This window comes from Antarcticimicrobium sp. (genome assembly GCF_029212575.1).
Classification (GTDB): domain Bacteria; phylum Pseudomonadota; class Alphaproteobacteria; order Rhodobacterales; family Rhodobacteraceae; genus Antarcticimicrobium.
Genome location: NZ_JARGPK010000044.1, coordinates 43,812 through 56,318, shown reverse-complemented (window position 1 = coordinate 56,318; position 12,507 = coordinate 43,812). Strand labels below are relative to the sequence as shown.

General features: G+C 67.4%; 11 protein-coding genes. 7 read left to right on the top strand and 4 right to left on the bottom strand.

Translation table 11 applies throughout. The features are described 5' to 3' along the window. The first annotated feature begins 203 nt into the window (after positions 1-203). The 5 genes from purH to P1U75_RS09075 all read left to right on the top strand — a co-directional run bounded on the left by purH (position 204) and on the right by P1U75_RS09075 (position 5,596). Positions 204-1,793 (top strand): bifunctional phosphoribosylaminoimidazolecarboxamide formyltransferase/IMP cyclohydrolase, encoded by a 1,590-nt coding sequence (purH, locus tag P1U75_RS09095; protein WP_300242344.1) that lies wholly within the window; start codon positions 204-206, stop codon positions 1,791-1,793. 6 nt (positions 1,794-1,799) lie between these two features. Then, positions 1,800-2,279, top strand: a complete 480-nt coding sequence (gene lspA / locus P1U75_RS09090) for a signal peptidase II (protein WP_300242342.1) — start codon at positions 1,800-1,802, stop codon at positions 2,277-2,279. A 53-nt stretch (positions 2,280-2,332) separates the two neighbouring features. Further along, positions 2,333-2,848 (top strand): DUF3035 domain-containing protein, encoded by a 516-nt coding sequence (locus P1U75_RS09085; protein WP_300242340.1) that lies wholly within the window; start codon positions 2,333-2,335, stop codon positions 2,846-2,848. An 82-nt stretch (positions 2,849-2,930) separates the two neighbouring features. Continuing rightward, positions 2,931-4,286 (top strand): pitrilysin family protein, encoded by a 1,356-nt coding sequence (locus P1U75_RS09080; RefSeq protein ID WP_300242337.1) that lies wholly within the window; start codon positions 2,931-2,933, stop codon positions 4,284-4,286. Further along, the gene (locus P1U75_RS09075; RefSeq protein ID WP_300242334.1) at positions 4,283-5,596 is read left to right on the top strand and encodes a pitrilysin family protein; all 1,314 of its coding nucleotides are present in this window, start codon (positions 4,283-4,285) and stop codon (positions 5,594-5,596) included. The genes P1U75_RS09080 and P1U75_RS09075 overlap by 4 nt, the downstream gene beginning before the upstream one ends. A gap of 2 nt (positions 5,597-5,598) precedes the next feature. On the opposite strand, the gene P1U75_RS09070 is transcribed toward P1U75_RS09075, so the two are convergent. From P1U75_RS09070 to deoC, 4 genes are all read right to left on the bottom strand, one after another. Continuing rightward, positions 5,599-6,453 carry a glycosyltransferase gene (locus P1U75_RS09070; protein ID WP_300242331.1) on the bottom strand — a complete coding sequence of 285 codons (855 nt, stop codon included), beginning with the start codon at positions 6,451-6,453 and terminating at the stop codon, positions 5,599-5,601. Then, entirely contained in the window at positions 6,450-7,151 is a 702-nt protein-coding gene (locus P1U75_RS09065; RefSeq protein ID WP_300242329.1) for a polysaccharide deacetylase family protein, read from the bottom strand. The genes P1U75_RS09070 and P1U75_RS09065 overlap by 4 nt, the downstream gene beginning before the upstream one ends. 4 nt (positions 7,152-7,155) lie before the next feature. After that, the gene (locus P1U75_RS09060; RefSeq protein ID WP_300242327.1) at positions 7,156-9,498 is read right to left on the bottom strand and encodes an aldehyde dehydrogenase family protein; all 2,343 of its coding nucleotides are present in this window, start codon (positions 9,496-9,498) and stop codon (positions 7,156-7,158) included. Positions 9,499-9,560: 62 nt separating this feature from the next. Continuing rightward, positions 9,561-10,550 carry a deoxyribose-phosphate aldolase gene (gene deoC / locus P1U75_RS09055; RefSeq protein ID WP_300242325.1) on the bottom strand — a complete coding sequence of 330 codons (990 nt, stop codon included), beginning with the start codon at positions 10,548-10,550 and terminating at the stop codon, positions 9,561-9,563. A 162-nt stretch (positions 10,551-10,712) separates the two neighbouring features. Here deoC and P1U75_RS09050 point away from each other — a divergent pair, with 162 nt between their 5' ends. Together P1U75_RS09050 and P1U75_RS09045 are read left to right on the top strand one after the other, a co-directional pair. Then, the gene (locus P1U75_RS09050; RefSeq protein ID WP_300242323.1) at positions 10,713-11,666 is read left to right on the top strand and encodes a zinc ABC transporter substrate-binding protein; all 954 of its coding nucleotides are present in this window, start codon (positions 10,713-10,715) and stop codon (positions 11,664-11,666) included. A gap of 11 nt (positions 11,667-11,677) precedes the next feature. Continuing rightward, the gene (locus P1U75_RS09045) at positions 11,678-12,505 is read left to right on the top strand and encodes a metal ABC transporter ATP-binding protein (RefSeq protein WP_300242320.1); all 828 of its coding nucleotides are present in this window, start codon (positions 11,678-11,680) and stop codon (positions 12,503-12,505) included. Positions 12,506-12,507: the final 2 nt, after the last annotated feature.

Below are 12,507 nucleotides of genomic sequence, written 5' to 3'. Positions count from 1 at the left end.
CCCCCCCCCCCCCTACGGTGGAGCCAGGGCCACACACGCGGTCTGCTCCTTGCCGTGGGGATGCCCTTTGGAAACCCCCGTGTTTCTCCGGTTTGCGCTCGAAATCCGCCGTCCATGCTGCGACGCGGAAAAAGGGGAGGTTCTATCCCGGCGGAATATGGATTATGCCGCGCGCAGACTTCTCCGAGATCAAGGATCGATTCATGACCGACCTCTACCCTGTGCGCCGTGCCCTGCTTTCCGTCTCCGACAAGACCGGCCTGCTCGACCTGGGCCGTGCCCTTGCCGCGCGCGGGGTCGAACTGATCAGCACCGGCGGCACCGCGCGGGCGCTGCGCGACGCCGGGCTTGAGGTGCGCGACGTGTCCGAGTTGACCGGGTTCCCCGAGATGATGGACGGACGGGTGAAAACCCTGCACCCGATGGTGCATGGCGGGCTGCTGGCGCTGCGCGACGATCCCTCGCACATCGCCGACATGGAAAGCCACCTGATCGGCGCCATCGACCTGCTGGTGGTCAACCTCTACCCGTTCGAGGAATCCGTCGCCCGGGGCGCCGATTATGCCACCTGCATCGAGAACATCGACATCGGCGGCCCGGCGATGATCCGCGCGGCCTCGAAGAACCACAGCTTTGTCAACGTGGTGGTGGACGTGGCCGATTACGACGCGCTGCTGGCCGAACTGGAGGCGAACGACGGCCAGACCAGCTATGGCTTCCGCCAGCGCCTGGCCTTGACCGCCTATTCGCGCACAGCCGCCTATGACGCCGCCGTCTCGGCCTGGATGGCCGAGGCGCTGGAAGACCCCGCGCCGCGCCGCCGAGCCTTTGCCGGCACGCTGGCCCAGACCCTGCGCTATGGCGAGAATCCGCATCAGGGCGCCGCGTTCTACACCGATGGCTCGAACCGCCCCGGCGTCGCCACCGCGGTGCAGCATCAGGGCAAGGAACTGAGCTACAACAACATCAACGATACCGACGCGGCGTTCGAACTGGTGGCCGAATTCTCCCCCGAGGACAGCGCCGCCTGCGCCATCATCAAGCATGCCAACCCCTGCGGCGTGGCCAGGGGCGCGACCCTGCTCGAGGCCTACAAATCTGCCTTCGACTGTGACCGCACCAGCGCCTTTGGTGGCATCGTCGCGCTGAACAAGCCGCTGGATGCCGAAACGGCGCAAGAAATCACCGGCATCTTCACCGAGGTGGTGATCGCGCCAGGCGCCTCGGATGCGGCAAAGGAGATCTTTGCCAGGAAAAAGAACCTGCGCCTGCTGACCACCGACGGGCTGCCTGATTCGCGCGAGGGCATGAAGACCTTTCGTCAGGTGTCCGGCGGGTTTCTGGTGCAGGACAAGGACAACGGCTTTGTCGGCATCGATGACCTCAAGGTGGTGACCAAACTCGCCCCCACCGAAGAGCAGATGCGCGACCTGCTGTTCGCCTGGAAGGTGGCCAAGCACGTGAAATCCAACGCCATCGTCTATGTCCGGGACCAGGCCACCGTCGGCGTCGGCGCGGGCCAGATGAGCCGGGTCGATTCGGCCCTGATCGCCGCCAGGAAGGCCGAGCGCATGGCCGAGGCGCTGGAACTGCCGCAACCGCTGACCATCGGCTCCGCCGTGGCCTCCGACGCCTTCTTCCCGTTCCCCGACGGGCTGCTGGAGGCGGCCGCCGCCGGCGCCACCTGTGTGATCCAGCCGGGCGGCTCGATGCGCGACGACGAGGTGATCGCCGCCGCCGACGAGGCCGGGCTCGCCATGGTGTTCACCGGCATGCGCCATTTCCGGCACTGAGTGACCGTGCGTTTCGCCCCCCTGTTCTGGGCCGGGTTCTGGGCCTTCATGCTGGACCAGGCCAGCAAATACCTGGTGGTGCACTGGATGGGCCTGGCGCGGCTGCGCGAGATCGACGTGCTGCCGCCGCTGCTGAACTTCCGCTACGGCGAGAACCGCGGCGTCAACTTCGGCCTGCTCGACAGTGGTTCGGAGGCTGCTCGCTGGGTGCTGATCGGGTTTTCCCTGGCGGTCTGCCTGGCGGTGCTGGTCTGGGTTTTTCGGATGCGGGCCGGCTGGGGGATGCAGATTGCCGCCGGGTTGCTGGTCGGCGGTGCGCTGGGCAATGTGGTGGACCGGCTGCTCTATGGCTATGTTCTGGATTTCCTCAACATGTCCTGTTGCGGCATCGACAACCCCTTTGTCTTCAATGTCGGTGACGTGTTCATCTTTGCCGGGGCGGCGGGGTTGATCCTGCTCGACGGGCGCAGGAAAAAGGCCCCGTGACCTTGCCCGGCAAATCGGTTAAACACACCGGAAACAGGCGGGAGAGAGTGTCCATGCTGCGCCCTCTGGGTATCATCATGCTGATTTCGGCGGTCGGTGTCGCCGGGTGTTCCGGCAAGGGGCTGCGCTACCTGCGCGCGCCGGCGGCGGGTCCCGACGAATTCCTGATTCTGCCTGTCAAACCGCTGACGGCGCCACAGGATTATTCCGTGCTGCCGGCGCCCAGTCCGGGCAGCAGTAATCTCGTCGATCAGAACCCGATCGGCGATGCGGCCGTGGCCATGGGCGGGCGCGCCGAGGCCACCGTGCCGGGCGGAATCGCCGCCGCCGACAGCGCGCTGGTCACCGCCAGCAGTCGCTATGGCGTGGAACCCGACGTGCGCGAGACGCTGGCAAAGGCCGACGCCAAGTTCCGCAAGCGGCAATCGCGCATGACGCGGGTCCGCCTTCTGCCGGTGGACCGTTACGAACAGGCCTACCGCCGCCAGACGCTCGAGCCGTTCCCGGAAAACGAACGCTACCGTCGCGCCGGCGCCGGCACGCCCACCGCACCACCCAAGAACCCCTGACCCGGCTCACATTTCCGAGACATCGGCTTGAACCCGGGCGCGGCGCGCGTAACTAGTGAACAGCGCAGGAACGGAGAAAGCCATGGTCAGGAAACTCGCCTCTATTGCCACTCTTCTCGCCGTTCTGACCGGACCCGGCGCTGCGGCACAGGACGATGGCGCGCAAGAGGCGGTGACAGCCTTTACTTTGGACAACGGCATGCAGGTGGTGGTGGTCGAGGATCACCGCGCGCCGGTCCTGCAGCATATGGTCTGGTATCGCGCCGGCTCGGCGGATGAACCGGTGGGCTCCTCCGGTGTGGCGCATTTCCTCGAACATCTGTTGTTCAAGGGCACCGACACCATGGAGCCGGGCGAGCTTTCGGCGACCGTGGCAGCCAACGGCGGGCGCGACAACGCCTTTACCAGCTATGACTACACCGCCTATTTCCAGCGCGTCGCCGCCGACCGGCTCGGCCTGATGATGAAGATGGAGGCGGACCGGATGGTCAACCTTCGTCTCAGCGAAAGTGACATCGAGACCGAGCGCAACGTGATCCTGGAAGAGCGCAACATGCGCACAGAGAACAACCCGGCGGCGCTGTTTTCCGAACAGATGAACGCGGCGCAATACCTCAACCATCGCTACGGCGTGCCGGTGATCGGCTGGAAGCACGAGATGGAGACGCTGGACCTCGAAGACGCGCTGACCTTCTATCGTCGCTATTACGCGCCGAACGATGCCATTCTGGTGGTCTCGGGCGATGTGGACCCCGACGAGGTGCGGCAACTGGCCGAGACCTATTATGCAGCGATTCCCGCCAACCCGGACTTGCCCGAACGGCTGCGCTCGCAAGAGCCCCCCCAGACCGCCGCGCGCCGGCTGGTGTTTTCCGATCCACGCGTCGCCCAGCCCTATGTCAGCCGCTCCTATCTGGCGCCGGAGCGCGACCCGGGCGATCAGGAAAGTGCCGCGGCGCTCTATCTGCTGTCCGAGCTTCTCGGCGGCGGACAGACCTCGTTCCTGGCCGAACGGCTTCAGTTCGATACGCAGACCGCCGTCTATTCCGGTGCGTTCTACAACGGCATGGCGCTGGACAACACGACCTTCGACCTGGTCGTGGTTCCCGCCGAGGATGTCACGCTGGAACAGGCCGAGGCCGAGCTGGACGCGACCCTGAGCGCCTTTCTGGAGAAGGGGGTCGATCCCGACCAGCTGGAGCGCATCAAGCTGCAACTGCGCGCCGCGCAGATCTATGAGCGCGACGACGTCGCAGGCATTGCCAACCGCTACGGACAGGCGCTGGCCACGGGGTTGACGGTCGCGGATGTTCAGGCCTGGCCCGATCTGCTTCAGGCGGTCACCGGGGAGGATATCCTGGCTTCCGCAAAGGCGGTGTTGCGGCCGGAGACCTCGGTCACCGGCTGGCTGATGCGGGACGGGGAGGCAGACCAATGAGGGCGCTTTTCGCGGGAATCCTCCTGATTGTTCTGGCCCTGCCGGCGGTGGCGGCAGTCAAGATCCAGGAGGTGGTCAGCCCCGGCGGCATCACCGCCTGGCTGGTCGAGGATCATTCGATTCCCTTCACCGCGCTGGAGCTGCGGTTTCGCGGCGGCACCTCGCTCGACGCACCGGGCAAGCGCGGTGCGGTCAACCTGATGACCGGGCTGCTGGAAGAGGGGGCGGGCGATCTGGACGCCCGCGCCTATGCCCGGGAACTGGAATCGCTGGCGGCCGCGTTTTCCTTCGACAGCGGACCGGACACGGTCTCGATCTCGGCCCGGTTCCTGACCGAGAACCGCGACAAGGTGATGGACCTGCTGCATGACACGATCCATGCGCCGCGCTTCGATGCCGAGGCCGTCGAACGGGTGCGCGGGCAGGTGCTTTCCGGTCTGCGCTCCGACGCCAACGATCCCGACGAGATCGCCGGGCTGGCGTTCCGTGCGATGACCTATGGCGATCATCCCTATGGCAGCGACGGCCAGGGCACGATCGACAGCGTCACCGCGCTGACCCGTGACGATCTGCTTGCGGCCCAGGGTGCCGTCTTTGCCCGCGACCGGCTCTATGTGGGGGCGGTGGGCGACATTTCCCCGCAGGAGCTGGGGGCGCTGCTCGACGCGCTACTGGGCGACCTGCCCGCGACCGGCGCGCCGCTGCCGGGCAAGGCCGATGTCACCATCTCCGGCGGCGTCACCGTGGTGCCCTATGCCACGCCGCAGTCGGTTGCCCTGTTCGGCCAGCGCGGGATCGACCGCCACGACCCGGATTTCTTTGCCGCCTACGTGCTGAACACCATCCTCGGCGGTGGCAGCTTCGAAAGCCGCCTGATGAGTGAGGTGCGTGAAAAGCGCGGGCTGACCTATGGCGTCTATTCCTACCTCGTGCCGCGCGACCTGGCCTCGGTCTACATGGGCAGCGTCGCCTCGGCCAACGATCGCATCGGCGAGGCGGTGGAGGTGATCCGCACCGAATGGGCGCGGCTGGCGCGCGATGGCGTGACCGCCGAGGAGTTGGACAAGGCCAAGACCTATCTCACCGGCGCCTATCCGCTGCGCTTTGATGGAAACGAGCGGATCGCCGGCATCCTCGTCGGCATGCAGATGGACGATCTGCCGCTCGATTACATCGAGACGCGCAACGACAAGGTGAACGCGGTCACGCTGGAGGATGCCAACCGCGTCGCCGCCGAACTGCTTGATCCCGAGCATCTGCACTTCGTCGTCGTCGGCCAGCCCGAGGGGCTGGAGACCACCACCAACTGACCTCAGCGCGCGCCGCGGTCGCGGTCCCATCGTCCGCGCAGACGGTAGAGCGGCGTCCTGACCGCAAGGGCGACGGCGGCGTAGGCGAGGAACCCGGCCGGGTCGCGCAGGAACAATAGCAGCGTCGCGCCCGCGCCGGGCGCGGTTCGGCCCGCGTTTCGTACAAGATCGGGCCGTTTTTCCCCAAGTTCGGCCAGCCCCCGGTTCTGCCGCCGCCGTACCCGGACCAGCGCGCCGAACCCCTCGGCGATGGGCCAGGAGTAGGTATCGGGTACTCCGACCCGTTCCTCCGGGGCGAAGTGGTTGCGGATGAAGATGTCGTCCGAGGTCAGCTCGGGGATCCGCACCCAGCGGGCACGCCCGGCGGCGTTGACGGCGGCCACGCCACAGCCCGGCACGCCCTGCGCCATGAACGGCAGGCGCGGCCAGAACCGGGCATAAAGGCGCGAGGCGAGGGAGCGCGCGGGCCGGATGCGGAATTGCCCGCCGGCATAGGTGGGCGCGGGCCGGTCCACTGCGCGCGCCAGCGCCGCGACCAGCCCGGGCGAGACATGCACATCGGCGTCCATGAACATCAGTCGGGGATTACTCGCGGCGGCGATGCCTGCGTTCAGCGCGGCGGTCTTGCTGCCCCGCTCCCGCTCGATGACCTGGAACCGCCAGCCGCGCGCCGCGAAACCCGGGGCCATCGCCCGCGCCTCCTTGGCCGTCCCATCGGTGCAGCCGTTGGGCACCACGATCACCTCGACGGGGTGGTCGTGGTCCGCGCCTTCCGGCTCCTCGGATCGCAACAGATGGGTCAGGCTTTCGCCGATGATCCTCTCTTCCTCGTAGGCCGGGATGATGATGGTGATCATGCCGCCCTCCGCGCCGGAAGCAGGCGTTTGCGCGTCAGCCCCAATAGCCGCCTTGGACGGCGCGCCAGCGGCACATGGCCGGTCAGGGCGTTGGTCAGGACAGGTTCGCTCATCCCCGCCTCGATGCAGTTGCGCGGGCGCAGAAAGCGCGTGTTGCGGGCCTGCCCCCGGTCCGAGGTGTAGAGCGCCGCGAACCCCTCTTCGGCCAGCGCCGCGCTCACCCCGCGGTCGTAAAGCCCGAAGGGCGCGGCGGCCAGCGTGACTGGCGCGCCGGCAAGCTCGGCCAGACTGTGCCGGGCGTCGCGCAGTTCCGCCTGCCGCCCGGCGGCGTCCAGCCCGCGCCAGTCGCGGTGCGCCGCCCCGTGCAGTCCGATGGTGTGGCCTGCCTCGGCGAGGCTTCGCACATCGGCCTGCGACAGCGACCCGGCCTTACCGATCCGCCCGCTCAGCAGAAAGAATACTGCCCGCAGCCCGCGTTTTTCCAGTTCCGGCAGGGCGATCTGCGCGTCCGAGGCATTGCCGTCGTCAAAGGTGATCTCGGGCGCATCCGCCCCCATCGCGGCGATCCGGTCAAGGATGTCGCAAAACGCCGCACGCGAGATCCAGAACCTCTCTTCGCCCGGTTCCAGCGCCCGTCCGGGCGTGCCGATCCCGTGAAAGATCAGAACGGTACGTTTCTGCTCGGGGGCGCGCGCCATCCGCCTATTCCCCGTAGGGCACCCAGATCGTTTTCACCTCGGTCGATGCCTCCAGGAACGGGCGCAGGTCGGGCGCGGTCCAGTCGGTCGCCTGGCCATTGTTCACCCAGGTCCGCTTGAGGTTGCCGGCCGCGGCGCGTTCGATCGCGCCGGAGAGATCGGTCGAGGAAAAGCTCCAGAACGCGTCGACGCCCAGATGCGATGCCAGCGGGCCGGCCAGATCGCCATGCGCCCCGGTCAGGATGTTGACCACGCCCGCCGGCACGTCCGAGGTGTCCAGCAGCTGGTAGAAATCGGTGGCGGCCAGCGGGTACGGCTCGGACGCGGCCAAAACCACCCGGTTGCCCATGGCGATGGCGGGGGCCATCACGCCGACCAGCCCCAGCAAGGGCGCCTCGTCGGCGCAAAGCGCGCCGATAATGCCCGCCGGCTCCTTCATCGCCAGCGCGATGCCGCGGATCGGCACGCCATGCACTTGCCCGTCGTACTTGTCGGCCCAGGCGGCGGCGGTGAACAGGCGCTGGATCGAAGCCTCGACCTCGGCCGCGCCGCCGCGTTTGCCGGTCATGGCGTCGATCCGGTGGGCGAATTCAACGGCGCGGGCAGAAAGGTTCTCGGCCAGGTAATAGAGGATCTGCGCCCGCAGGTGTCCGGTCGTCCTGGCCCAGCCCGCAGCCGCCTGCGCCGCCTCGACCGCGTTGCGCACGTCCTTGCGGTTGGCGACAGGCGCATGGCCCAGCAATGCGCCGCCCTTCGACCAGATCGCCTGGGAATAGCCGCCGTCGGGCCGCGCCTGCTTGCCGCCGATGTAAAGCTTGGGCGTCCGGTCCAGCGGATCGGCGGGCGCGCCATCGCCCTGCGGCATCGCGTGGACCGGCCCCAGCGCCCTGGGTTTTGAAACGGGCCTTGTATAGGCCGTCAGCCCCTCCCATCCACCCTCGCGGCCGAAACCGCTTTCGCGTACCCCGCCGAACCCGGCGGCGGCGTCAAACAGGTTGGTGGCGTTGACCCAGACAACGCCCGCCGCCAGTTTCGGCGCCACGTCGAGGGCGAGGTTCAGGTTCTCGGTCCAGACCGTCGCGGCCAGCCCGTAGCGGGTGTTGTTGGCCAGTTGCACCGCCTCGCCGGGGGTGCGGAAGGTGGTCGAGACCAGCACCGGGCCAAAGATCTCCTCCTGCATCAGCCGGTCCGAGGGCGACAGCCCGGTGATCAGCGTGGGGGGATAGAAACAGCCGCGCTCGGGCAGGGTGACATCGGCGTGATGCACGTCACCCTCGGTGTTCCCCGCCACCATGTCGGTGATCGCGGCGTGCTGGACCGGGTCCACCACCGCGCCGACGTCGATGCATTTGTCCAGCGGATCGCCAACGCGCAGCTTGTCCATCCGGGCGCGCAGCTTGGCGTGGAACCGCTCCGCGACCGGCTCATGCACCAAAAGGCGCGACCCGGCGCAACAGACCTGGCCGGCGTTGAACCAGATCGCATCGACCAGCCCCTCGACGGCCGAGTCCAGGTCGGCGTCGTCGAAGACGATGTAGGGAGATTTGCCGCCGAGCTCCAGGGTCAGTGCCTTGCCCGACCCGGCGGTCGCCGCGCGGATCTTGCGCCCCACCTCGGTCGAGCCGGTGAAGGCGATCTTGTCGATCCCCTCGTGCCCCACGATCATCTCGCCCACCGCGCCGTCGCCGGTGACGATGTTGACCACCCCCTTGGGCAGCCCGGCCTGGCGGCAGATGTCGGCAAAGAGCAGCGCGGTCAGCGAGGTATACTCGGCCGGTTTCAGCACAACCGTGTTGCCCATCGCCAGCGCCGGAGCGATCTTCCACGCCAGCATCAACAGCGGGAAGTTCCACGGGATGATCTGGCCGCAGACACCGATGGCTTGCCGGTCGGGCAGTTCGGCCTCCATCAGCTGCGCCATGCCGGCGTGGTAATAGAAATGCCGCTGCGCCAGCGGCACGTCGATATCACGGCTCTCGCGGATCGGCTTGCCGTTGTCGAGCGTCTCCAGCACTGCGAAAAGCCGTGCGTGTTTCTGCAACAGCCGCGCGATGGCATAGAGGTGGCGCGCGCGCCCCGGCCCGCCCAGACGCTCCCACTTGTGTTGCGCGCGGCGGGCGGCGGCGACGGCGGCATCGACATCTTCGGCGGTGGCCTGGGTCAGGGTTGCCAGCACCTCGCCCGTGGCCGGGTTGCGGCTGTCGAAGCCATCGCCCGGCGCGGTAAAACCACCGTCGATGAAATGGCCAAAGCGGTCGCCCTGGTCCACCAGCCAGGTCAGCGCCTCGGCCGCACTCTCCGGGGCGGGGCCGTATTCCATCGTGTCGAAGATCTCTTTGACGGTCATGGCTTCTTCTCGTTTCAAATACTCAATGGTCCGACGCGGGCCGCGTGCGCTGCGCTTGCGCCTCAGCCGATTGCGTGGCGGTAGGTGGCGGAATAGGCGCCGGTCACGTGATGCTCCAACTGCCGCTCGATATCGCCCAAGAGCGACGAGGCGCCGAAGCGGAACAGGTCGGGCTGCAGCCAGCGATCCCCCAGCTCCTCCTTGATCAGCGCGAGGTAGGTCAGCGAATCCTTGGCCTTGGAGATGCCGCCGGCGGGCTTGTAGCCGACCCGGAAGCCGGTACGCTCGTGATAGTCGCGGATCGCCCGGATCATCACCAGAGACACCGGCAGGGTGGCGTTCACCGCCTCCTTGCCGGTCGAGGTCTTGATGAAATCGGCGCCGGCCATCATGCAGACCAGGCTGGCGCGGGCGACGTTGCGCAGCGTGCCCAGCTCGCCGGTGGCGAGGATCGCCTTGACGTGGGCATCGCCGCAGGCTTCGCGAAAGGTCTTCATCTCGTCGTAGAGCGCCTGCCAGTCGCCCTCCAGCACATGGCGGCGCGAGATCACGATGTCGATCTCCCCCGCGCCGGCCTTCACGCTTTCGCCAATCTCGGCGACGCGCAGGGGGAACGGCGACAGCCCGGCGGGAAAGCCGGTGGAGACGGCGGCGACCGGGAGGCCGGATCCCTCCAGCGCGGCGACGGCGGGGGCGATCATGTCATGATAGACGCAGACCGCGCCCACGGTCAGCCCCCCGACCCCCAGCGCCGCCAGCAGATCGGCGCGCACCGGCTGGCGCGCCTTGGCGCAGAGCCGCCGCACCCGGTTTGCCGTGTCGTCGCCCGACAACGTGGTCAGGTCGATGCAGCTCACCGCCTTCAAAAGCCAGGCCGCCTGATAATCCTTCTTGACGCTGCGGCGACCGGGCAGGGTGGCCGCGCGCCGCTCGATGGCCGAGGTATTGGCCTGCACCGCGCGCAGCCAGTCGAGGTCGAGCGCCATGCCGGGATTGCGCGGCTCGGTCACCTGCGGCAGTTGCGCGATGGGGGCGGGTCTCGTCGTGTCCATGCAGCGGGTCCGATGGCTGTTTTTCAGGCAGGCTGGCACGGGTCCGGAGGCATGGCAAGCGCAGGATCTGGATTTAGTTGCGACTAATTCTCATTTTCATTGACAGTTTTGAGAATCGTTCGCATATTCCCGTCAACATCCAGGTCAAAGGAACAACCCGACATGATTCGACGCGCCGCATTGAAACTGATCTGCGCTCTGGCCGCGCTTCCCCTGGGGATGTCCGTGGCCTTGGCCGAGGTCCCGCTGGAGGTGGTCACGACCACCGGGATGATCGCGGATGCGGCGCAGCAGATCGGCGGCGATGCGGTAAAGGTGCGGGCGCTGATGGGCCCCGGGGTCGATCCGCATGCCTATCGTCAGACCCGCTCGGACATCGTCGCGCTGGCCAATGCCGGTCTGGTGTTGCGGCACGGCCTCTATCTGGAGGCGCAGATGGAGGACTTCATGCGCGAGCTTGGCGAGGGCGGCACCGTCGTCGCCGTCGCCGAGGGGCTTCCGCGCGATGTGCTGATCGGCCACGACCACTATGAGGACAAGTTCGACCCGCATGTCTGGATGGACCCGAACCTGTGGCGCCGGGTGGTGGGGGTCGTGCGCGATGCGCTGATCGACGCCCGCCCCGGGGACGAGGCCGTCTTTCGCGCCAATGCCGAGGCGCATCTGGCCGAACTGACCGAGCTTTCGGATTATACTGCCCGCGTTCTGTCCTCGGTTCCCGACGACCGCCGCGTGCTGGTCACCGCGCATGATGCCTTCAACTATTTTGGGCAGGCTTACGGGTTCGAGGTGGTCGGCATCCAGGGCATCTCGACCGAATCCGAGGCCGGGCTGCGGCGGATTTCCGAACTGGTCGACATGCTGGTTGACCGCAAGATCGGTGCCGTCTTCGTCGAATCCTCGGTTTCCGATCGCAATATCCGCGCGCTGATCGAGGGCGCCGCCGCGCAGGGCCATAAGGTGGTGATCGGCGGCGAGCTGTTCTCGGACGCGATGGGCGAGCCGGGCACCTACGAGGGCACCTACCTGGGCATGATCGACCACAACGCCACCGTGATCGCCGGCGCGCTGGGCGGTGACGTCCCCGAAAAGGGCATGCAGGGCCTGCTGAACTGATGGAGCCGAGAATGACACGTCCCACCGAAACACCGATCACCCTTGCCGCGACCGAGGGGCGCGTCACCCCGCGCGCCGCGATCCCCGCAGATGCGCCGCTGGTGCTGCGCGGGCTGACCGTGTCCTATGGTGAGAAACCGGCGGTGTTCTCGGTCGATGCCACCTTTGCGCCCGAGGCGATGACCGCGATCATCGGGCCGAACGGTGCGGGGAAATCGACCATGCTCAAGGCCGCACTGGGGGTGATCCCCCGGCTCTCGGGCGAGGTGGCGGTGTTCGGCCAGCCCATCGACGTGGCGCGCGACCGCATCGCCTATGTGCCGCAGCGGGCCAGTGTCGACTGGGATTTCCCCACCACCGTGATCGACGTGGTGCTGATGGGCCTGTATCGCCGCGTCGGGCTGCTGGGCCGGTTGACCGGCGCGCATCTTTCACGGGCGCGCGACTGCCTCGACCGGGTCGGCATGGGCGATTTTGCCGCCCGCCAGATCGGCCAGTTGTCGGGCGGTCAGCAACAGCGGGTCTTTCTCGCGCGGGCGCTGGCGCAGGATGCCGACCTCTACCTGCTGGACGAACCCTTTGCCGGGGTCGACGCCGCGACCGAGCGCGCCATCATCGACGTGCTGAAGGCGCTCAAGGCGCAGAAAAAGGCAGTGGTTTGCGTGCATCACGACCTTGCCACCGTGGCCAGCTATTTCGACGAGGTGTTCCTGATCAACGTGCGCCGCATCGCCCAGGGACCTGTGGCGGAAACCTTTACCGCCGAGAACCTGCACGCCACCTATGGCGGCCGGCTGGCGACCACCCATCTCGATCAACTGGATCTGGCGCAGGGCTGAGC